The organism is Nonomuraea sp. NPDC003754 (genome assembly GCF_053605785.1).
Genome location: NZ_JBSGJX010000072.1, coordinates 1 through 20,770, shown reverse-complemented (window position 1 = coordinate 20,770; position 20,770 = coordinate 1). Strand labels below are relative to the sequence as shown.

The 20,770-nt window shown below is 70.1% G+C and carries 21 protein-coding genes and 2 pseudogenes; 6 read left to right on the top strand and 17 right to left on the bottom strand.

The features are described 5' to 3' along the window. Positions 1 to 206: 206 nt before the first annotated feature. On the bottom strand, positions 207 to 1,031 hold the full coding sequence (gene map, locus ACWEVS_RS44035) for a type I methionyl aminopeptidase (protein ID WP_452556953.1): 825 nt from the start codon (positions 1,029 to 1,031) through the stop codon (positions 207 to 209). An 87-nt stretch (positions 1,032 to 1,118) separates the two neighbouring features. Between map and ACWEVS_RS44030 the strand changes: the two genes are divergently transcribed. After that, complete coding sequence (locus tag ACWEVS_RS44030) at positions 1,119 to 1,388, top strand: helix-turn-helix domain-containing protein (RefSeq protein WP_354918292.1); 270 nt, start codon at positions 1,119 to 1,121, stop codon at positions 1,386 to 1,388. Between the two features lie 162 nt (positions 1,389 to 1,550). Here the strand turns inward: ACWEVS_RS44030 and ACWEVS_RS44025 are convergent, their stop codons facing one another. The 9 genes and pseudogenes from ACWEVS_RS44025 to ACWEVS_RS43985 all read right to left on the bottom strand — a co-directional run. Further along, positions 1,551 to 1,928: a GntR family transcriptional regulator gene (locus tag ACWEVS_RS44025; RefSeq protein WP_452419514.1), complete on the bottom strand. Its 378-nt coding sequence runs from the start codon at positions 1,926 to 1,928 to the stop codon at positions 1,551 to 1,553. Beyond that, the gene (locus ACWEVS_RS44020; protein ID WP_452556951.1) at positions 1,925 to 2,740 is read right to left on the bottom strand and encodes a hypothetical protein; all 816 of its coding nucleotides are present in this window, start codon (positions 2,738 to 2,740) and stop codon (positions 1,925 to 1,927) included. The genes ACWEVS_RS44025 and ACWEVS_RS44020 overlap by 4 nt, the downstream gene beginning before the upstream one ends. A 402-nt stretch (positions 2,741 to 3,142) precedes the next feature. Further along, positions 3,143 to 4,018 (bottom strand): sigma-70 family RNA polymerase sigma factor, encoded by an 876-nt coding sequence (locus ACWEVS_RS44015; protein ID WP_452556949.1) that lies wholly within the window; start codon positions 4,016 to 4,018, stop codon positions 3,143 to 3,145. Continuing rightward, a complete protein-coding gene (locus ACWEVS_RS44010; protein WP_452556947.1) occupies positions 4,015 to 4,407 on the bottom strand; it encodes a VOC family protein in 393 nt (130 codons plus the stop codon). The genes ACWEVS_RS44015 and ACWEVS_RS44010 overlap by 4 nt, the downstream gene beginning before the upstream one ends. A 526-nt stretch (positions 4,408 to 4,933) precedes the next feature. Next, positions 4,934 to 5,056, bottom strand: a complete 123-nt coding sequence (locus ACWEVS_RS44005) for a hypothetical protein (protein WP_452556945.1) — start codon at positions 5,054 to 5,056, stop codon at positions 4,934 to 4,936. A 248-nt stretch (positions 5,057 to 5,304) separates the two neighbouring features. Beyond that, positions 5,305 to 6,054 (bottom strand): ABC transporter permease subunit, encoded by a 750-nt coding sequence (locus tag ACWEVS_RS44000; protein ID WP_452556943.1) that lies wholly within the window; start codon positions 6,052 to 6,054, stop codon positions 5,305 to 5,307. Beyond that, positions 6,051 to 6,941 carry an ABC transporter ATP-binding protein gene (locus ACWEVS_RS43995; protein WP_452556941.1) on the bottom strand — a complete coding sequence of 297 codons (891 nt, stop codon included), beginning with the start codon at positions 6,939 to 6,941 and terminating at the stop codon, positions 6,051 to 6,053. Before ACWEVS_RS43995 ends, ACWEVS_RS44000 begins: the two co-directional genes overlap by 4 nt. A 1,017-nt stretch (positions 6,942 to 7,958) precedes the next feature. Next, complete coding sequence (locus ACWEVS_RS43990; protein WP_452556957.1) at positions 7,959 to 8,540, bottom strand: hypothetical protein; 582 nt, start codon at positions 8,538 to 8,540, stop codon at positions 7,959 to 7,961. Between the two features lie 52 nt (positions 8,541 to 8,592). Then, positions 8,593 to 9,060 (bottom strand): annotated as a pseudogene (locus tag ACWEVS_RS43985) (MFS transporter); the annotation flags it as partial. On the opposite strand from ACWEVS_RS43985, the gene ACWEVS_RS43980 reads away from it, so the two are divergent. Next, positions 8,950 to 9,213, top strand: a complete 264-nt coding sequence (locus ACWEVS_RS43980) for a hypothetical protein (protein WP_452556955.1) — start codon at positions 8,950 to 8,952, stop codon at positions 9,211 to 9,213. The pseudogene ACWEVS_RS43985 and the gene ACWEVS_RS43980 sit on opposite strands and share 111 nt — an antisense overlap. A gap of 499 nt (positions 9,214 to 9,712) precedes the next feature. On the opposite strand, the gene ACWEVS_RS43975 is transcribed toward ACWEVS_RS43980, so the two are convergent. Continuing rightward, complete coding sequence (locus tag ACWEVS_RS43975) at positions 9,713 to 10,642, bottom strand: IS630 family transposase (protein WP_452556939.1); 930 nt, start codon at positions 10,640 to 10,642, stop codon at positions 9,713 to 9,715. Positions 10,643 to 10,935: 293 nt separating this feature from the next. Next, the gene (locus tag ACWEVS_RS43970) at positions 10,936 to 11,505 is read right to left on the bottom strand and encodes a hypothetical protein (RefSeq protein ID WP_452556937.1); all 570 of its coding nucleotides are present in this window, start codon (positions 11,503 to 11,505) and stop codon (positions 10,936 to 10,938) included. A gap of 167 nt (positions 11,506 to 11,672) precedes the next feature. On the opposite strand from ACWEVS_RS43970, the gene ACWEVS_RS43965 reads away from it, so the two are divergent. Next, positions 11,673 to 12,020 carry a hypothetical protein gene (locus tag ACWEVS_RS43965; protein ID WP_452556935.1) on the top strand — a complete coding sequence of 116 codons (348 nt, stop codon included), beginning with the start codon at positions 11,673 to 11,675 and terminating at the stop codon, positions 12,018 to 12,020. 470 nt (positions 12,021 to 12,490) lie between these two features. Continuing rightward, on the top strand, positions 12,491 to 13,138 hold the full coding sequence (locus ACWEVS_RS43960; protein ID WP_452556933.1) for a hypothetical protein: 648 nt from the start codon (positions 12,491 to 12,493) through the stop codon (positions 13,136 to 13,138). A 401-nt stretch (positions 13,139 to 13,539) separates the two neighbouring features. On the opposite strand, the gene ACWEVS_RS43955 is transcribed toward ACWEVS_RS43960, so the two are convergent. Beyond that, positions 13,540 to 13,977, bottom strand: a complete 438-nt coding sequence (locus ACWEVS_RS43955; protein WP_452419517.1) for an NUDIX domain-containing protein — start codon at positions 13,975 to 13,977, stop codon at positions 13,540 to 13,542. A 221-nt stretch (positions 13,978 to 14,198) separates the two neighbouring features. On the opposite strand from ACWEVS_RS43955, the gene ACWEVS_RS43950 reads away from it, so the two are divergent. Continuing rightward, on the top strand, positions 14,199 to 16,664 hold the full coding sequence (locus ACWEVS_RS43950; protein ID WP_452556931.1) for a cellulase family glycosylhydrolase: 2,466 nt from the start codon (positions 14,199 to 14,201) through the stop codon (positions 16,662 to 16,664). Between the two features lie 20 nt (positions 16,665 to 16,684). Here the strand turns inward: ACWEVS_RS43950 and ACWEVS_RS43945 are convergent, their stop codons facing one another. The 3 genes from ACWEVS_RS43945 to ACWEVS_RS43935 form a co-directional block, all read right to left on the bottom strand. Next, a complete protein-coding gene (locus ACWEVS_RS43945) occupies positions 16,685 to 16,996 on the bottom strand; it encodes a transposase (RefSeq protein WP_452556929.1) in 312 nt (103 codons plus the stop codon). 246 nt (positions 16,997 to 17,242) lie between these two features. Continuing rightward, complete coding sequence (locus ACWEVS_RS43940) at positions 17,243 to 17,695, bottom strand: VOC family protein (RefSeq protein ID WP_452556927.1); 453 nt, start codon at positions 17,693 to 17,695, stop codon at positions 17,243 to 17,245. After that, complete coding sequence (locus tag ACWEVS_RS43935; RefSeq protein WP_452556925.1) at positions 17,692 to 19,104, bottom strand: diaminopimelate decarboxylase family protein; 1,413 nt, start codon at positions 19,102 to 19,104, stop codon at positions 17,692 to 17,694. The genes ACWEVS_RS43940 and ACWEVS_RS43935 overlap by 4 nt, the downstream gene beginning before the upstream one ends. 137 nt (positions 19,105 to 19,241) lie before the next feature. Between ACWEVS_RS43935 and ACWEVS_RS43930 the strand changes: the two genes are divergently transcribed. Then, on the top strand, positions 19,242 to 20,276 hold the full coding sequence (locus ACWEVS_RS43930) for an Lrp/AsnC family transcriptional regulator (protein WP_452556923.1): 1,035 nt from the start codon (positions 19,242 to 19,244) through the stop codon (positions 20,274 to 20,276). A 298-nt stretch (positions 20,277 to 20,574) separates the two neighbouring features. On the opposite strand, the pseudogene ACWEVS_RS43925 reads toward ACWEVS_RS43930, so the two are convergent. Beyond that, a pseudogene (locus tag ACWEVS_RS43925) lies at positions 20,575 to 20,770 on the bottom strand (cytochrome P450); the annotation flags it as partial.

Below are 20,770 nucleotides of genomic sequence, written 5' to 3'. Positions count from 1 at the left end.
TTCTACCCGATGCTCCAGCAGGTCTACGCCGACCGGCTCAAGACCTGGGCCGACTGGCAGGACCTTTCGGCGGAAGCGCACGGCAACCTCGACCAAGGCGAGTGATCACGTCGTGCTGGCTGGTTCAGGAGGTCACGGCCCTTGAGCAGCAGCCGATCGGCGCCTTGCACCGTTCGATCGGGCCGGCATCGGTGGAACAGGGCGACTCAAGCGTCCTTCGTGGACAGCCGGCTGGCGGAATCAGCCCGCGTGACCGTGTTCTCCGGTTCACGCCGGGTGAGTACCAAGGGGGCGTCCTCGGTGATGGCGACCGTGTGCTCGGAGTGGGCCGTGCGCGAGCCGTCCGCCGACCGGATGGTCCAGCCGTCGGCGTCATAGACGATCCGGTCGGTCGTGCGGGCGAACCAGGGTTCGAGCGCGAGGGTCAGGCCCGGCCGGAGCGTGAGGCCGCGCCCTGCCCGGCCCTTGTTGGAAACGTGGGGCCCCTCGTGCATGGTGCGGCCGATGCCGTGGCCGCCGAACTCGGTGTTGACCGGATAACCGTAGTCGTGGGCCACCGCCGCGATGGCCGCCGAGATGTCACCCAGGCGGTTGCCTGGACGTGCCACCTCGATCGCCGCCTCCAACGCTTCCTCGGTGGCGCGGATGAGCAGCAGGTCCTCCTCGGCGGCGGTCCCGACGACGACCGTGCGCGCCGAGTCGGCCACCCAGCCGTCCACGCTGACCGCGAGGTCCGCGCTGAGCACGTCGCCGTCGCGCAGCGTGTAGTCGTGGGGTAGGCCGTGCAGGACGGCGTCGTTGACCGACAGGCAGATGACGTTGCGGAACGGGCCGCGTCCGAAGGACGGCGCGTAGTCCCAGTAGCACGACTCCGCCCCGCGCCGTTTGATCATGCCGCGCACGTGGCGCTCCAGGTCCAGGAGGTTGACGCCCACGTCGGCGAGTCGGCCGACCTCGGAGAGCACCTCGGCGACGAAACGCCCGGCCACGTGCATGCGTTGGATCTCCGCAGGCGTCTTCAGTTCGATCACGACTACCTCGCATCACAGGGTGTTGGTATTACTATACCGGCACCTTAACACTTGCCGGTATAGTAATACCAGCCCTATCCTGGGAGCATGGTCCGCCAACCGCTCACACCTGAGCAGATCGAAGCCGGCAGACGTCTCGGCGCCCTGCTGCGCCACGCGCGAGCGGGACGCGACCTCGCGGAAGTCGCGCACGCGGCCGGCATCTCGCCGGAAACCCTGCGCAAGATCGAGACCGGACGACTGCCGTCCCCCGGATTCGGCACGATCGTCTGCCTCGGCGAGGCACTCGACGTGCCGGTTCAGGAGCTGGCGGCTACCTGGCGCGGCAACGACGTACCGCTGGAAGCCGTCTCGTAGCCGCTGTCGCGCCCGCCCACGGAGTCCCCGCGGACACCGGCCGGCCCCTCCTCCAGCGCCTGCGCCCGGTTGAGCACCACGCTCTCGGCCCGGTCGACGGTGCAGGAGGAGACAATGCCGGCGTCGTGCGCCCGGCGGCCTGACCCCGCGGCCGGGTCGCGGTCATGACGAGGTAGGTGCTGCCGCGCCGGACGTCAGAGCCGCCTGCACGATGCGGATCGCCTCGCCCGCGTCGATGCCGACGCTGGCGATCACGGCCGCGTAGTCGGCGGCGGCCCGGCGGGCCCGCTCCCGGCCCTCCTCGCCGGCGGCCGACACGAACGAGCCGGCCCTCCCGCGCGTCTCGATCAACCCCGCCTCCTCCAGTTCCCGGTAGGCCCGGCCGACCGTGTTGACGGCCAGGCCGAGGTCGGCCGCGAGGTGGCGGATGGTCGGCAGCCGGGCGCCCACGGCCAGCGTGCGGTCCTGGATCTGCCGGGCGAGCTGGGCCCGCAGCTGCTCGAACGGCGGCACCGGCGAGGCCGCGTCGATGACGATCATCGGACGCTCATGGCCCGCCGGGCCACCGTCGCGCTCGACGGCGTCCTGGCATGGAGCGCGACGCACGCGACCAGGCCCAGGATCAGATAGGCGACCGAAGCGGCGCTCCACCAGCCGGGCGCGGTGCCGAACAGCAGCACCATGGGCAGCGACCACTGCACGTTCGGCGTGGTGAGGTCGCGGGCGTCCTCGACGCGCATGATGACGTCGGCGGTCAGCGACTCCTCGTCCTCCGCCACCACCGGGTGCCTGAGCAGGTGGCGCAGCTGCATGGCGATGATGGCTGTCACGCCGAGCAGGCCGATCAGCAGGACGACGGCCAGCTGCCGCACGGTGGGGTCGGGAACGGCCAGGGCGCTCCCGACCAGCACCATCCCACCGGTGAACGTGGCGACCGCGAAGACGGCGTACGGCTGGCCGAGCACGGCCCGCCAGCCCGGCTGGATCAGGTGGGCGGCCCTTCGGGACAGCGTCGCGCCCGCCCGCCGGTCAACGCGTCGCACCCACCAGTCGAGCAGCGACTGTGCCAGCAGCAGTGCGGCCACCAGCGCGGTCAGGGCCAGCAGAGGCAGCGGGCGGTACGGCGAGGGATCGCCGAAGGTGGAAGCGGCGGCGAGCGCGCTCGCAAGGATCAGCACGGCCAGGATGACGTGAGCGGCGAGGCGGGCGCGTCTCCTGACCGCCAGCCGGCTGGCCAGCAGCGGGGTCGGGCGGGCACCGGCCAGGTCGTGCTGGGCCAGCCACGCGCTCGCCAGTCGCAGATCGGCCGCACGCGCCGGCGGGTCGGCGTCCGGTAACGGTTCACGGGTCATGGCGGCTCCTTTGTCGCAAGCTTTGTAGCAACATAGTGCGTCATACCTTGCGACAAATCAACGCTCCGTGGGCTCTCGTCGTCCCGGTGCGCGGAGCCCCGGCTCAGCGGCGGCCGTCGCCGTGCACCATCAAGCCGACGGCGGCCGTCGCCGTGCACCATCAAGCCGACGGCGGCCGTCGCCGTGGACCATCAAGTGGACGGCGGGCAGCGCCGGCCACGGCCCCTCCTCGGGTGCGCGCCCGGACGGCCGAGGCCGAGCTCCGCGAGCGTCGCGCCGAGCGGGGCCACGGCCGCCGGGACCGCCTCCCGGTGTGCATTGCGCTCACCCGGGTCGACGCCCTTTGGATGTGACCGTGGGGGCGGAATCGACTGATTCCGCCCTCTCCCTGGCGACACCGGCTCAGGCCGGGGCGGGCAGATGGATCGAGGCGAGTTTGGCCGGGTCGACGACGATGTGGATGCCGGTGATCCGGCCTTCGGCGACTGTGAAGGCGATGACGGAGAGAGGGGTTCCGTCGGGGCGCCAGGACATGTGGCCGGGGATGCCGTTGACCAGCACGGGCCGGTGGCGGGCGGCCTCGCCGGAGAACATGCGGGCGCCGGCGGCGACCTCGGTGGCGCCGAGGGTGACGACCACGCCGGCGGGGGTGTCGACGGTCAGCTTCACGTTCGGGTCGAGGACACGCAGGAGCGCTTCGAAGTCGCCGCCGAGGGCGGCGGCGCGGAATGCCTGGACGACCTCCCGGTGCTCGCGGCCGGGGCCCGCCGGCCGGTCCGTGGCTTGGACCTTGCGGCGGGCGCGGCTGGCGATCGTCTTGGTGGCGTCGGCGGATTTGCCCAGGATCTGGCCGATCTCGTGGAACGGGACCGCGAACATGTCGTGGAGGACGAACGCCAGGCGCTCGCTCGGGGCGAGCGAGTCGAGCACGATGAGCAGGGCGAGGCCGACCGAATCGGCCAGCGCCACCTGCTCGTCCGGCGCGAGGTCGTCGGCGGGCGTCACCACGAGGTCCGCATACTCTTGCCCGTAGGCGGTTTCGGGGTGGGCTTGACGGGATCTCAGGAGGTCCAGGCTGATTCGGCCGACCACGATGGTCAGCCAACCCGCCAGGTTGCCGATGGTCGCCTCGTCCTGGCGGACGAGGCGCATCCAGGCTTCCTGGACCACGTCCTCGGCGTCGGCGTGCGAGCCCAGCACGCGGTACGCGACGGCGCGCAGCCGTTCGCGCTGGGCTTCGAACGCCTCGGTCACGAGGCCGGACGGGTGGGCGGTCACGGCCGTCGCTGCTGACGGAGCGAGACCCGGTTGCCGTCCGGGTCCACCGCCTCGATGCGGCTCCCGAACGGATAGTCCTCGGGCTCGGACTGTTCGAGGATGACGCCGCGCCGGCGCAGGATCTCGAAGTCCTTTCGCAAATCATCCGATTCGAGGATCAGCGGACCGGGCGCGGCATGCCGGCCCACGTCGCCCGGCTGCCCCGCGGCCGCCGCATGCGGCCACAGGAGGATCTGCACCGGGCTGCCGGGAACGCCGACGGTGAGGAACCGTCCGTCGGGCCCAGGGAAGTCAATCCGCTTTTCGAGGCCGAGTCCCTCGGTGTAGAACCCCAGCGCGCGGTCCTGATCGGTGACGTAGATCGTCACGTACATGATGTTGGTCAGCATCCTGTTCTCTCTTCACTCGTTGGTGTGACGACCGTTCGTCTCCGGTCGTCACACCTATGACGAGTGCCGGCGGGAGAAGGTAACAGGACCGGTCCGCCGGAGCGGTTGCCGGGGCGCATGCGGTGTGGCTCGGCAGCACGCGTCCAGGCCCGGCACATGATTCAGCCGATCGAAACGGAACACACCCCCGCCAGGGAGTACGGCCACCAGCAACCAGCCACAGTGCATCGCCAACGCTGTCACCAGCGCACCGGCTCGGCAGCATCCTTGGCCGCTTCCGCAACACCGCGGGCCCTCTCGGGGCCACTGCGCGCGGCGAGCTCCCGCCGCGCGGCGGGTCAGCCAGGGAGCCGCTCGTCGAACCAGTCGAAGATGCGCTGGTCGGCCAGGCTGCGCGCCATCGGCTCGCAGTGCCTGTCGGCCCCTTCTGCCGCGGTGAAGGCCACCAGCTCCCTCGCCCCGGTCAGCGCGTCGAACAGGCGCTGTGACCGGCAGGGCCAGAACTGTTCACCCTCGGGGTCGGTGATCAGCGGTGTCGTGATCCGCTCGGCGACCCCGGCCAGGGTGTACCCGCGCCTGCTTGCACCTGGCCGAGCGCGAGCTGGATCTCGAGGTCGAACTTCTCGTCGTGCGTGAATCGGTAAGCCATGAAGGACTCCCCCACCGGTCCGGAACTGCCAGTGAGGGGGATATTCCCAGGTGCGCGCCGCGCACCGAGCAGGAGGGGCCGATGCCGTCGTGAATCCGGCCGGTGTCATCCAGCGCCGGCTCGCCCCCCGGCCAGGGGGGAAGATCGTCACGCTCGCCTGACGGCAACTGGTCGTTCCCCGATCCGGTGCGCGGCGTCGCCGGCATCGGCAAGGGCACGATCGTGACGACGGGATTCCCGGTGGCGGGTCAGGCGTCGCGTCTGTTCAGCAGGACGGTCGCGGCGAGCAGCGTGACCGCGATCCAGCCGAGGTAGACGGCGAACCCGGTCCACGGCGCCAGCCCGACTGCCGGGTTCACCTGGGTGACCTGCATCCCGGCGTTGGAGGTGAAGTGGTCGCGGATGAACCGCCCCCACGTGCCCGGCAGCATCGCCACCATGCTGGGCAGCACCAGAATCAGCGAGATCGCCGCGACCATCGCGCCGGAGGTGTGTCTGATGAGCGCGCCGAGCGCCAGCCCGAACAACCCGCTGGCCGTCAGGTACAGGCCCGCCCCCACGACGGCGCGGAACACGCCCGGCTCGGTCAGCGCGACCGACAGCCCCTCGCGGGCGAACACCGCCTGGCAGGCGAAGAACGCGCCGAACGCCGCCACGGTGCTGACCGCCATGGACACGACGGCGAACACCACCACCTTCGCGGCGAGCATCCTGATCCGGTTCGGCACGGCGGCGAGCGTGGTGCGGATGGCTCCCGTCCGGTACTCGCCGCTGATCACCATCACACCCGTCGAGGCCAGCGCCAGCGCGGCGAACGGCAGCCCCAGCAGGCTCATATCGACCAAGCCGATCTTTTCGAGGGCGTTGGGGTAGCCGGACACCGCCAGCGCCGTCACAAAGCCGGCGGCGAGCAGGAGCACGCCCGCCATGACGAGGGTCCAGACGGTGGAGCGGACCGAGCGCATCTTGGTCCACTCCGAGCGCATCACGTCGATCATGAGGTGTACTCCAGACTGTCCTTGGTCAGCTCCATGTAGGCGGCCTCGAGCGTCGGCTCCACGAACGTCAACTCCTCCAGGGCCAGCCCCCGCTGGGCGGCGAGCGTGCCGATCTCCAGGGGCGCCATCCCCGTCACCCGCAGGTGGTCGTGGCGCCGCTCGGCGCCCGGGAGCAGGGCCGTCATCTCCGCCAGGTACGGCGAACGGACCCTCACATAGCCCTGGGAGCTGCGCCCGATGAACTCCTCGACGCTGGTGTCGGCGATCAGCCTCCCCTTGCCGATCACGATCAGGTGGTCGGCGGTCTGCGCCATCTCGCTCATCAGGTGGCTGGAGACGAAGATCGTGCGCCCTTCGGCGGCCAGCTTCCGCATCAGCGTGCGGATCCACACGATCCCGTCGGGGTCGAGCCCGTTGACCGGCTCGTCGAACAGCAGGATCTCCGGATCACCAAGCAGCGCCGCCGCGATGCCGAGCCGCTGCGACATGCCGAGAGAGAACCCGCCCACCCGCCGCCTGGCCACCTCGGCCAGGCCGACCAGCTCCAGGCACTCCCGTACGCGCGAGGCGGGCAGTCCGTTGCTCTGCGCGATGGCCAGCAGGTGGTCGCGGGCGCTGCGCCCGCCATGCACGGCCTTGGCGTCCAGGAGCGCGCCGATCGTGCGCAGCGGATGCCTCAGCTTGGCGTACGGCACGCCGTTGACGGTGGCGGTGCCGCTGGTGGGGTGGTCAAGCCCGAGGATCATCCGCATCGTGGTGGACTTGCCTGCCCCGTTGGGCCCGAGAAATCCGGTGACCCGTCCGGGGGTGACGTCGAAGGACAGTCCCGCCACGGCCGTGGCCGGGCCGTACCGTTTGGTCAGATTGGTGATACGTATTGCTGTCACGCCAATAAAGTTAGTTTACTGATCAGTAACTTCATCCTTGCTTGACCGCTTCGCGGGCGCCCGAGTAGGGGCTGCCCCTCCTGGTTCCCCGATCACATCGGCACTTTCAGCCTCGCAGGCAACAAGAACTGTGTCACACATCACTGAGGGACACGTGTCACCAGTCGGCCATGGCGGCCTGGCGCTCGCGGTCGCGCCGGCCGACGTGGGGTCAGCGCACATAAGAGCTCTTGCAACGCATCATGGCCAAGACCCGCCACAAGAACCGCGTCCCGCCATGCGCTACACCCACCCCGGTGGCGAGGCCATCACTGAGATCACCGGCATCCTCGCCCCACCGCCGCGCGCATTGGCCAAGTCGTCAACCAGCCGAATACGGCGCGCCGGGCACCGAGCTGCCGCCGTGGGACACCCTGCACGCCTGGGCGCACGTGCACATCGCCGACCCGACGGTGGACGCCATCCGCAGGGCGCTGCGGGTCGGTACCGCACAGGGCCCGCCGCCGTACGACCCGGCGATGCTGCGCCCGACCGGCCTCCACCGTGGACATTCCGGCGCCCACTTGGGCCGATCGGCACGCCGAGCCGGACGCCACTGGTGCATCCCTGCTCTGGTTGGCGCAGCTCAACGAGTGGCCGCCGCACCGGGTGGCGGCGGGCTGGGCGCCGCCGCCCGCCGAAGAGCGCCTCACCCGATCCATCAGATCGCGACCGGGTTCGGCCAAGGCACACTCTCCCCGGGCCGCCCGATGACCTGACGCAGGAAGACAACCGCGCCCGCTCCGCAGCACGGCACGGGGTGTTGGTACGAACCGTGACACCGGCCGCCCAAATAGTTGATCTTGAGTGACGGCGGGACGGTGGCGGCCGGGAGTCTGTGCTGGTGTCCCGTAGAGGATCGCTCATGATGGCCCTCCACCAGGTCCTGCCTCCACTCAGGTCCGTGCGTTGAGCTCCAAAGTAGCTCTCCGTCCGCCGTGGTCACGGTGCGGTGCGTTGACGACCAGGTCAACGTCCTCAGGCCTCTCCCGATCGCCGAACGGCATGCGAGAGGGCGAGCGAGAGGACGACGAGGACGAGCCCGGCCGCGGGGGCCTGCGCGAGGGCGGCGGAGGCACCCCACGCGTCGGCGGCGCGCCCGGCGAGGGACGCCGCCAGTGCCGAACCGGCCGCACTGGCGGAGTTGTTCCAGGTGAAGGCCTGGGTGACGACGGCTGGGTGGACGGCCTTTTCCGTGAGCACGTTCAGCAGGACGAGCGTGGGCGGTACCGCAGCCTCCGTGACCACCACAGCCGCGCCGAGCCAGAGGGCGGACGTTGCGAGGGGAAGCAGCAACGCCGCGCCCGTCAGACAGGCGGTGGCGATGACGAGTTGGCGGCATGGTGGGGCGGGGTGCGGTCGCAGCCCGTAGAGCCAGCCGGAGACCAGCCCGCTGAGGCTGGAGGCGGCGATGATCGGCGCGGCCGCGCCGGGAATCCCATGACTGGTGGCGAAAGCGCTTACCGACACCCCCAGAGTTCCGAAGTACAGCCCGATGGCCAGGTTGAGTAGGGCGAGAAGGAGGAAGGTCGGCTGCAGCAGGCCGTCCGGTGCGTGCACGTCCGGCCTGTTCAAGGGCGGGCGGGGGCGCGGTGCGGCCCTGCGCGGCCAGCGCCCCTCCCCCTCCGAGGATCAGGGCCACGGCAATGGCGCTGGCCAGGGCCGCGTCGCCGACCGCGCCGAGCGAGGTGACCAGAACCGGCCCGAGGAGGAAGGCAGTGGCGTTGGCCAGAGATTCCAGGGAGAAGGCGGTGGGCAGCTCGCCGGCCCGTTCGCCGCGCAGCAGATGGGCCCAGCGGGCTGCGGACAGGGCGCCGAGCTGGGGGACGACAGCGCCGGCGCAGGTGGCGGCGATGATCGCGACGATGGGGGTGGTGGAGGCGAGGACGCCGGCGATGGCGGCGCCGTGGGCCATGAGGGAGAACGGCAGGACGCGGGTCTGACCGAACCGGTCGACCAAGCGGGCCAGATGCGGGCCGATCAGGGCCTCGGCGAGGGCGAATCCGGCGGTGGCCAGGCCGGCGGTGCCGTAGGAGCCGGTGCGGGCGTGCAGCAACCAGACCAGGCCGAGGCCGGTCATGGCGATGCCGACGCGGCCGACAGCGGCGGTGAGGAAGAAGGCGGCGGCGCCGGGGGTGCGCAGAAGGGGACGGTAGCCGGTAGCGGCGCGGGGCATGAGGGTGTCCTTCATCGCCGCCCGGCGGGCGGGCCACGTGCGGCCGCCGGCGCCTGAGTGATACAGAAAGGTGCGGCCCCTGGCCCGCCGGGGGACGTCCAGGACTGCGGTGGGACGGGACACGCGCCCTCGCCGCCGACCCCGACACCAGGCGGAGGAAAACGTCGGGTGCCCAGACCAAGGCGGGTCCGGGCGACTAGGACAACCCTAGTAGAACGGCAACCTCCCTCTCACCCGCCGATTCGCAGTTCCGCCGCGAGAAGTCCTTCGGCGGTCGCCACGACCAAACCCCGGCGCCGAGCATGCGCTGCCCGGTATACGGCCCCGCGATCGAGCGGCCGGCCCGCTGCTGCTCCCTCAGTCGCGAAGACGAAACTCCGACGTCGAGCTCACCGTCGCCCGCCTGCGGCGCAGACCACCACGCAACAGGCTGCGGCCGCCGACGCCCGGTCCGCCGACCTGCTGCAGACCCTGCGAGACCAGCGCTCCTGACCCGGATCTAGTGCAGAGCCGCAAAGATCCTTGAGGGCTTCGCTCGGTCACGGTCGGTGAGGGGTCAGGCGGTCAGCGCGAGGGTCGCCTGACCGGCTTCCCCCGCGTGCCGGGCTTGATAGCGGGTGTGCTCGACCTGGGCGTCATAGGTCCACCGGTAGGGACGAGCGTTGCGGTTGTGCCGGATCACGAAGTCGGTGATCTTACCGTCGAGGTCTTCGCGGGAGGCGAAGTCCCCGCGTCGTAGTAGACCCCGAGTCAGCGTCGAGAAGAACAGCTCCACCATGTTCAGCCAACTGGCGTGCTTGGGCGTGTAGGTGACCTTGAATCGGGGGTGCGCCGCCAGCCAGGCCCGGGTGGCGCGGGAGGTGTGGCTGGATCCGTTGTCCATGATCAGGTGAATGTCGATGTCCGGATCGATGACCTGGTCCAGCATCGTCAGGAAGCCGCAGAAGGTCTCGGAGTTGTTGCGGGTGATCCACTCGGTGAGGACCTCGCCATTAGTCACGTTCATCGCCGCGATGATCGACACAGTGCCCTGGCGGCGGTATTCGAACTCGCGCCGGGCCGGGCGTCCAGCACCCATCGGCCGGTCGCGGTAACGGCGGGATTTGGCCTGGATGCCGGTCTTCTCATCGATGCTGAGCAGCACCGCATCGCTGGGTGGGCGCAGATACAGATCGCAGACGGCGGCGGCCTGTGTCCAGAACTGTTCATCGTCGAGGCGATTGAGCCAGCCGCGGACCCGATGCGGCTTGAGATCGGCCTCGGCCAGGATCCGGCCGACCTGCGAGGCCGAGATCCCGGTCGGGGCCAGCTGCTCGGCGATCAATACGTGTGTCCAGGCCGAGGTGCCCTCGGGTGGGACACCGGTCGCCAGGGCGATCACCCGCAGTCGCATGTCCGGCCCGTATACCTCGGGGCGTCCGCTGCGCGGCCGATCGGCCAGCGCCGGCAGGCCGCCGACCACGAAGCGGCGCCGCCAGGTGCGCATCGGTGGTCACGCTGGCCTTCAACTCGGCCGCGATCGCGGTGTTGGTCCAGCCGCGCCACGCCAGGAGCACGATCCGCGCCCGCAGCACCAGATGCTGCGGCGAGCTCGCCCGCGCCACGATCGCCTCCAACCTGCCCCGGCGGCGGCTGCCCAAGATGACGACGTCGGGGCTGACCGGCCGAGCCATATGCCCTCCCAGATCGGGTGATCGTTCTCTCGCCCAAGCGACAGCTGTCGAGCATGCGGCTCTCAGGCAGAAGCTCTCAGGGCCGGCCTGGATAGGACGACGCTTCCTATGGTGCGATGTCCGCTGAGTCGGCAGCAGTCGACGGCTGTGAGCACTCGTGCAGGAGGGCGGCAAAGGCCTTGTCGGCAGAGTCGGCAGGAAACAGCCGCAGGACGGTGGCTCTGTCCGGCGACGTGATCACGTAGTGCTGGGCGAGGTAGGAGAGATCGCCCCAGGCCTCTCGGGCATGGGCGCGCATCAGGACCTGGCCGCATCTCGTGCAGGCGATCCACGGCACGAGGATGAGACCTGCCAGGTCCTGTTCGGTCCCGGCTGTCGCCCCGCTGACGGTGCCGCCGTCGTGCTCGATCACCTTCAGGCGGGTCGGCCTGTCATCACCACGGCATTGAAGGATCCGGGGTGCGAGCGCCTCCCTCTCGCCCCAGACCTCCGCGAGCACGGAGATCTGAGCCCTGACCGTCTCGCTGATCACCGTCTGGTGGGTGAAGATGCCGGAGACGAGCAGGCCAAGTCCCGCCTCTTGCTCACCGATGTCCCAGCAGTCCCTGAATTCCTGGGCCTCGGCCTCAGGCAGCAAGGCGGCAAGCCGGTTCCAGACAACGACGTCAGCGATCATCCGGCAGAGGCTACCAACCCCTGCTCCCGCCCACGTGCCAGAACAGGTATGGCAAGTCCCGACAGTTTCTGTCGGACCGTGAATCAGGAACAGATGATCGCCCGATCGTGAGGGCACATGGGTTCCGGTCGTGTGACGACGCGCCGATTCCGGCCACAATGAGCGCTATGCCGGTGCCGTCAGCAAAGCTCAAAGACCTCATCGAGGGAACCGTGGACCACCACGCCTCCCAGCGCTGGCCCCGGCTCGCCGAGGTCACCATCCGCTGGCGCGGCCCCTACGGCTACCTGATCGGCCACCCCAACGACGATCCCGATGACGACGAGGAGATCCCACTGGCCCGGATCGAATATCTCGGCTTCACCGACGAGTGGGGATTCGCGGTCTACCAGGCCGGCACCGAGGACTACCGCGACGCCGTTCTGCCCAGTGGCTCCATGACCGGCACTCCCATCGAAGCGCTCGATTGCGCCTGCACCCTCTACCTTCCCGACTGCGAAGATCACTCGCCGTGACCACCTGAACCCATCAGAGATATTTGCGGTGCAGCACTAGGTGTTCTGCCGCCGGGTGGCGAGCTCGTCGTTGGCTGCCGTCTCCATGTGAGTCAAGCGCGTGTGGACTTGTTCGAAGTGCTCATCGATGCGGCACGCAGCTGCTCCAGCGCGGTGGTGGAGGCCGGGGCGGAGTGGACGTGCACCGTGGGTCGGCGGCCGATGCCCCGGAGGGCGAACACCGACAGCGCGCCCGGCTGGCCATTCGACGCCCGCCCACCAGCAGCCGGGCAGCCCTCTGGTGGCGATCTGGGACAACTTGAACACGCATGTCGGTGCCACGATGCAGGAGCTGATCGGGCGGCGTTCCTGGTTGACGGTTGTCCGACTGCCGCCTATGCGCCCGAGCTGAACCCGGTGGAGGGCCTCTGGGCGCACTCGAAGCGATCGCTGGTTCTACACCTGCGGATACCGGGTGCGACACTTGGCCGGTGGACGAGGGGCTGGGCGTGGCTGTGGGACGGCTTCGGGAGGTGTTCGCCCGCTACCCGCGCAGGGAGGTCCTTGAAGGGTGTCCACACTGTCGCGGTTCGGTGCTGGTGGATGAGCATGACCTGTTCGCACTGACGATCAGCCTGGGGAACACGGTCGGGACCGACGACGATGTGAAGAGTCTGCTGCCGTTGCTGCTGGAGCGGCTCGTCACGGGAAACGAGCTGTACGCGAGTATGGTCCTGGGCCTGCTGGTCCGGCTGGGCTGGCGGGCCTGGCCCACAGCTGAGCGGGAGGCTGTCGACGGCTACCTCATGGCGGTCTGGTGGTCGCTGTTGGCGAAGTATCCACCGCAGGTCGGCTCGTTTGGCGACACGGCCGAATTCCTCAGCGTGGTCGGCGAGTTCACCGACAGCGTGAGCCTGTTCCTCGACGGTTGGGACGCCATTCGCGGACCAGCGGCAGACCGTCATCTCGCCGACCTGGTGACCGGGTGGGTCAGAGGAGTGCATCTGCCCGCCGCGGTCCTCACCTGGCTGCATCGCGACCGGGTCAGAGAGCGCCTGTTCAGCGCATTTGAGCGTGATCACGACACGCCGTGGGCCGATGACCTGGCGCGAGCTTACGATGTGCTCGCCTGGCGATGAGCAGGCCGGAACCTGGGATGCCGCACAGCGTCGGCCCCATCGGCACTCTGATCCAGGTGAGGCAAGAAGGGTCTTACAACTTGCCTCAACAGTGGTCGGGTGTCCGGGAGGGATTTCACCTCTCGGTCCCCCGTACCACATGTCGGTCATCTGCGAAAACCTGCCCGCGGACGCGATGGCTTCCAGAGCGCTGTGACGACCTGCTGTGAGAGAGGCGCTGTCCCGCGAGATCGGCTCCATGCAACGGGTCGGCGCGGTGCGGTTTCCTCGACGGCCGAGCACGGTCCACTGATACGACCACGAGAAGACCGCCCATGCCGGCGAGGGTGGGCGCTTTCCCTTGGTGGATGCCCCCGATGCAGCGCGCCCGATTCATCACAACATCGCCGCTGGTGTCGGTTTCACAGGCCGATGTTCGACTTGGCGCCCATGTAGGAGCCGGCCCCAGGCCACCCGGCCTGGGCCAGCTCGACGAAGCGGGAGCCGAAGCCCAGCGAGGGCAGGTCGGCGAGCGGCACGAACCGCACGCCGCGGATCGGGCGGGTGTCGACCCTCTCGGCAACGGCGCCCAGGGTGCCACTGACGCGGGTGGCCTCGAACGTCATGTGGATGACGTGGGTCCCGCCGCCGGGCAGGTGATCGCACACGTACAGCAGCCGGCCGACGTGCACGTCCACGCCGGTCTCTTCGCGCATCTCGCGGACGAGTGCATCCGTGAGGGTTTCCCCCTCCTCGACCTTCCCGCCTGGCAGTGAGTAAGAGCGGCGAGTGTCGGTGTCCTGGTCGAGCAGCAGAATCTGGTCGTCTTCGACGAGAATGCCGGTGACTCTCACGTTCATCACGCGGGCACGCTACCCCGCAGGGTTCCCGCTGGATATGGCGGGCCGTGAACGGCGTCGAGCTGGGATCTGGCTGTCGGAGAGCGGCATCGCCGGCGTCTGCCGGCGGCGGTTCACCGCGACCAAAGCCAGGGCCACGAGCGAGGTTCGGCTGGTCTTCCGCACTGTTGTGAATCTGGCTCTTCATTTGTGAACAATGCTCATGTATGGTCGCCGACACTATGAGGAACCGCTGGTTGTCGCCGATCGCCGTCGCCGTGCTGGCCGCCGTCATCGTCCTGGGAGCGGCGTTCGACCCGTCGGGGCTGGCCGCGCCGTACACGTGGACAGGAGCCGACCTGCTACCCGTCGCCGGGCTCTGGCAGGTGGCCGCGCCGGCCGTCTACGTGCCGCTGCTGCTGGCGGGGGTCGGTGTTCTGGCGTGGGCGGTCGCGCGCGGGCGTGCCCCGCTGCGCACGGCACTGCTGGTGTGGGGCGCGGTGGTGTGGTCGGCTATGGCGGCCAAGCTGCTGATGTCGCTGGTCATGGCCTTCGGTGATGTGGTCTACCTGACGTGGTCGACCGGCTTCACCGGCGTCAAGGCGGCGGTCTTCGGCCTGCCGGTCCTGGCAGCCGCCTGGCTCACCCAACTCCTACGCCGCCTCCCCACCCCACCCCCTTCGATCTCGACCTCCCCGCCGTCCCCAGGGTCGGGCGCTGGACCCGCTGCGGCCTCGGGGTCGTTCTTACCACCGGCTTGGGGGCCGGGGTGGGTGGCGGCGGGGGTGGCCGTGGTCTTGGGCGCGTCGGTCGGTGGGGCGTGGTGGGGCGGCTCACCCGTCGGGTACGCCATCGGCGACTCCCCGCTGGCCCCCGCGCCCGAGGCCGGACCACTGGGCTGCCTCGCCGCCGTCACCCTGCTGGGCGTGATGACCTGGGCACTGAACCGCTGGCTCAGTGCCACCACCTCGCCGCGGGCCGTCGTGGCCGGGATCTCCGCGCTGGGAGCGGCCGCGACCCTGGGCCTGGTCGAGGTGGCCATCGGGCTCCCCAGTGACCTGGCGGGCGGCGACACGTTCTGGGCACCGGCGATCATGCTCCGCCTCGCCCCCGCGCTCTCCTTCGGCGCCCTCCTCGCCCTCGCGACGGCAGCCCTCGTCGCCCTCCTGCCCGCCACCCTCCCGGCGCGGAGAACCACCCTTCTCCCGGCGCGTAAGGGCGTCGCCTCTTCTACGCCGATACGGATGGCGGCTGTCGTGGCCGCCGCGGCGCTCGCCGTACCGCTCCTGCAGCCCGGCACCACCACCTCGCAGCCACCACGCACCAAGGGCCTGACGCTCTCAGCAGACCGCAGGATCGTCGACGCCGACGGCAACGAGGTGCTGCTGCGCGGCGTGAACGTCAACCAGCTCGAAGACTACTTCCAGAAATTTCCGGACCGGGCGGTGACGCGACCGCTCACCGAGGCCGACTTCGCCGGCATGGAGCAGATGGGCTTCAACGTCATCCGCCTCGCCGTGTCCTGGTCAGCCCTGGAACCCCGGCCCGGCCACTACGACCCGGCCTACCTGGCCAGGATCTCCTGGGCCGTCGAGACCGCGGCCAAGCATGGCCTGCGCACGGTCATCGACATGCACCAGGACGCCTGGGGCAAGGGCGTCAACGCCGCCCCCGGCACCACCTGTGAGAACGGTTCCCCGATGCACGGCTGGGACGGCGCCCCCACCTGGGCCGACCGCTTCGACGGCGCCCCCAAGTGCGAGTTCACCGGACGCGATATCTCTCCGGCCGTCGCCCGTGCCTTCACCAACTTCTACCAGGACAGGGACGGCATCCAGACCCGCCTGGTCGCCGCCTGGGGCATGCTGGCGGAGCGGTTCGCGAACGAGCCGATGGTCGCCGGATACGACCTGCTGAACGAGCCCGGCTTCGGCGAGGCCCCGCCGATCACCTCCGGCGTCCTGCTCGGCCGCTACTACGACCGAGCGATCAAGGCCATCAGGGCGGGCGAGAAGCGCGGCTTCCCGCACCTGGTCTTCTTCGAGCCGTCCGTGCTCTGGTCAGGTCTCGGCTTCGAGGCCTCGGTGCCCAAGGACTTCACCGACGACCGGCTGCTCGTCTTCGCCCCCCACCTCTACAACGAGTCGATCACCATCGACCAGGGCACCGGCCTCACGATCACGAGCATCGAGCGCGGCTTCGACCTGGCGAGCCGGGCGGCGGCGTACTACGGCGCCGGGCTCTGGTCGGGTGAGTGGGGTTGGTTCGGCGACCCCGCCTCCGCCCCGATCACGAGATACACCGACCAGGAGGATCGGCACCGCATCGGCGGTGCGTTCTGGGTCTGGAAGCAGTCCTGCGGCGACGCCCACGCCGGAGCCGAGTCCAAGACCGGCGGCAACCTCATGATCGAGGACTGTGTCACGGGGAAGGACCTGCCCCCGCCTTCTGAATACGTCGCCGAGCTCTCGCGCCCCTACCCCCGCTCCGCCCCCGGCCGCCTGACCGGCCTCACGTCGGACCAGGCGAGCCTCACGGCCCAGGGCGAAGGCAGCGGGTGCGGCCTCGACGTCTGGTTCCCCGGCAGCGTCCGGCCGGTCGTCCGCAGTGCCGGAGTAACGGGCGTCGCCGCCCGGCAGGCACCGGGCGGCTGGCGCATCACCGGCTGCACCCGGGGTGCCTACACCCTGGCCGCACACCGCCAGTGAGCCGGTCTTGAGTACAGGGGTCACCACGTGAGGTGCGTCCTGTTCCGGTTCGGTGCTGTGGGGTGCCGATGGCGGCATCCTGGGATGTGGGCTTCCCCGGTGTTCTCGGCCTCCACAGTCTCCAGCGACGCCCGGCCGCTGCTGTCCTCACGCCTCGATCTCGGGTCCGGCCGGGCGGACTCACCCCGGCCCTTACGTGCGGCCCGGGTCCGGTTCCGCAGCGTCTCGGAGCTGATCCCCAGGTCAGCCACGATCCCCGCGATCGTCGCACCCGGTCTCGACTCGTACAGTGCCACTGCGTCCTTCTTGAACCGCGGTGGGTAGTTCTTCATCCCCGACGGGGCACTGAGCTCCCCGAACCAGCAGGGTTCAGGGTCTCAGGTGTCCAGTCCTCGGGTGACGGGCCCGCCTCGGACCGCGTGTGTCGTAGTGGCCGGAGTCGGCCGGCTGGAGGTTTCGCGACCGGGCGGTGTGCCGGCCTGGGCCAGGGCGTGTCCCAGGGTGAAGACGGTCTGCGCGGGGGCGTGCGGCGTCGGGAACCGTACGGCCTCCGCCATGATCGACAGACCGCGCCGATCCTATCGCCCGGCGGCGAACTGGATCAGTTCGACCACGTGACGGTCGGGGTCGAGCACGTACACGAGCCGCGCGCCGTCCCAGTGCCCGTGTCCTGACACCGTGACCGGCTCCTCGGTGAGCGGGTGGACCCCGGCCTCGGCCAGGCGCGCGAGCAGCCCGTCGAGGTCCTGGACGCCCATGGCGACGTGCCCGCCGCCCACGCTGCTGACCGGCGGCGCGACCGACGGCGCGCTCCTGGGCCTGCGGTACTCCAGCAGCTCGATCATCTGCCCCCGGCCCGCGTCGAGCATGGCGAAGGCGAGCCAGGCGTCCTCGACGCCCGCGGCGCGGGCCTGCGCCTCGCCCTGGTCGAGCAGCGGCATGCCGAGTAGGTCGTGGTAGAAGGCGAGCGAGGCCGCCAGGTCGGCGCAGGTGAGCCCCGCGTGGTCGAGTACGGGCGTGGTGATGGTCATCGGGCGGCTCCGGTGAAGGTGTGGTGGAGGTGGTCGGGGAGGGTGTCGCGCGCGAGCAGGTCCTCGATGCTCTCGGCCCGCCGTACCAGGTGGGCCTGCGTGCCGTTCACCAGCACGGTCGCGGGGCGGGGCAGCAGGTTGAGGTTGCTCGCGTTCGCGTCGTTGTAGGCGCCGGTGAAGCAGAAGGCCAGCAGGTCACCCGCGCTCATGGGGGGCAGCGTGGCGGTGCGCGCGAGCACGTCGGACATGCAGGAGCGGCCGACGACCCGGACTTCGACCGCGGTCCCGGTCTCCGGTAGCCGTACGGGGGTCACCGGCGGGCGGCCGGCCTGGTCGGGAATCTCGGAGAGGAACATCTGCGTGGTGTCCGTCTCATACCAGGTGAAGGGGAAGGGTTGGGTCTGGCGCTTCACGTTGAGCACGGTAGCCACGTGGATGCCACACGGCCCGAACAGCGCGCGTCCCGGCTCGACCTCCAAGGTACGGCCCTCGACGCCGATGCCGCCCGACGCCAGGCCCTTGGCCAGGTTTTCGCAGACGACCTCGGCGTAGCGCTCGATCGACGGCGGGACAGGGGGGACGAAGCTCGGGTTCGCCCGGCCGAACCCGTCGACCTGCGGCGCGAATCCGCCGCCGACGTCGATGGTGTCCGGCGTCCAGCCGCCCCACAGCTCCGACACCTCGGCGGTCAGCTCGCCGAACCGCCTGCTGAACCCGCCGATGACCGACAGGTCGGTGGTGTAGCGGCCCATGTGCATCATCACGCCGGTGACCCGCAGTTCCGGCGCGGACAGCGCGCGACCGGCCTCAGCCAGGTCGTCGTGAGGGACGCCCGACTTGTAGGTGCCGTAGATGTCGGCGATCGACACGCCGAAGGCGTCCATGCGAGCGTCGGTCTCGTAGTAGGGCCGCAGCCGTATCCGCAGGTTGGCCTGCTTCCCGAGGGCGCGGGCCGCCGCCACCGAGAGTTCGATCTCCCGCACGTCGTCGATGGTGACGCGGGCGCCGAGTGCCACGGCGCGCTCGATCGTGGCCCGGTCCTTGCCGGTGCCGTTGAGCGAGATCAGGGCGGGGTCGGTCCCGGCACGGACCGCGACCTCCAGTTCGCCCGCGCCGACCAGGTCGGCGCCCATGCCCTCCTGCGCGAGCACTCGCTGGAGCGCGAGGACAGGGTTGGCCTTGACCGCGGGCAGCACCACGACCTTTCCCCGGGGCCAGGCCCGCTCGAACGCGGCGCGGATGCGGCGCGCCTGCCGTCGCAGGGTGGACTCGGACAGCACGAACAGCGGTGCGGAGAACCGCTCGACCAGGGCGTCCACTGGCACGTCCTCGATCAGCAGGCGGCCGGACTCGCGGCGAAGCATGCCGTCCGACAGCGCTACCGCAGCGGCGTCATAGGATGCGCTCATGACGGGCAAAATAGTTGATGGGATGCTTGTAGACAACTGCTTTTCATAGCTTGAAGCACCAAGAGATAATATTTCCGCTGTTCCGGCAGGTCGGGGGGCGCGTGGCGGACAGGCGACGGTCATGCTTCGATTGCGGGGTGACCGATGCCCTCCACGACAGCCGCGAACCCCAGGATTCGCCCGCGCTGGACGAGATCGACCGGCGGATCATCGCCGAGCTGCAGGACGACGGCAGGCGGACCTACGGGCGGATCGCCGAGGCGGTCGGGCTCACCGAGGCGCCGACCCGGCAGCGGGTGGCCCGCCTGACCAGGTCCCGGTTGATCGAGATCGTGGCCATCACCAACCCCGGTGCTTTCGGCTTCCGGCTGCGGGTCGCGGTCGGGTTGCGCTGCGAGGGCGACCTCGACGCCATCGCGGCCACGATCAGCGAGGTGGACGAGGTCGACTGGCTGGTCGCCACCGCGGGCCGCTACGACCTGATCGCCGAGCTCCGCTGCGTGGACGAGCAGCACCTGTACGGCCTGCTCGCCGAGCGCATCCGCGCGGTCCCCGGTGTGCGCGACATCGAGACCCTCCTGTATCTCAACCTGTTCAAGGCCTCCTACTCCTGGCCCCCCGGCTCGGGCAGACGGGTGCCGGACGAGCCTGCCGGCGCCCGGCGATGCCCCCCGGTCCTGCCTGCGCTGACCGACAGCGGCGAGGAGGTGACGCTGGACGCGGCCGACCGGCGGATCGTCGCCGAATTGCAGGAGGACGGGCGGCGGACCTACGGGCGGATCGCCGAGGCGGTCGGGCTCAGCCTCGCGCCGACCAGGCAGCGGGTGGCGCGCCTGATCGACACGGGCGTCATCAAGATCGCGGCCATTATCAACCCGAGGAAGGTGGGCTTCCTGCACCGCGCCGCCATCGGCCTGCGTTGCGAGGGCGACCTGGACGTGATCGCCGCGGCGATCACGCAGGTCGACGAGGTCGAGTGGCTGATGGCCACTGCGGGAGGCTTCGACCTGATGGCGGAGGTCAGCCACCTGGACGCGGAGCATCTGCATCGGCTGGTGTCCGACCGCATCCGTACGGTGCCCGGCGTGCGCGCGGTCGAGATCATGGTCTTCCTGTCCATCTTCAAGGTCAGGTATCCGTGGCCGCCGGGGATGACACAGGTTTACCCGTAGCCGGCGGGGCCGTAGGGGCCGTCAGTGCCCCCTCGGTGCACCAGCAGGGAACGCCGAACGACAGCGCCGGTTCCCGCGCGCTGCAGGGCGCGCTGGAGTGGCAGGCGCTGGTGTGTGGGCGCGCGGGTGGTGGGGTGCGTCGTGGTGGCGTCGGGTTGCCGTTCCAGCAGCAACACGAATCGAAGGTCGTAGGGCCGTTTCTGTGGTGCGAAGGCATGCCGAAGGCACCGACCGCGGCCCTGCCGCTCACGCCGTACTGGGCCGACAGGTAGACCGTCAGCGTGCCGATGTGCTGTGCTCAGGTGGTTGGTGTCAGGACGACGGGCAGTGCCTGGACTGAGTTGGAGAACAGCGACGGGACGGGCATCAGGTCGGCGGCGGGGACGGCGAGCGCCATGTGGGGATAGCGGTCGAACAGGGCAGGCAGCGCCAAGGCGCCCTCGAGCCGTGCCAGGCCCGCGCCGGGGCACACGTGGGCGCCGCCGCCGAAGGCC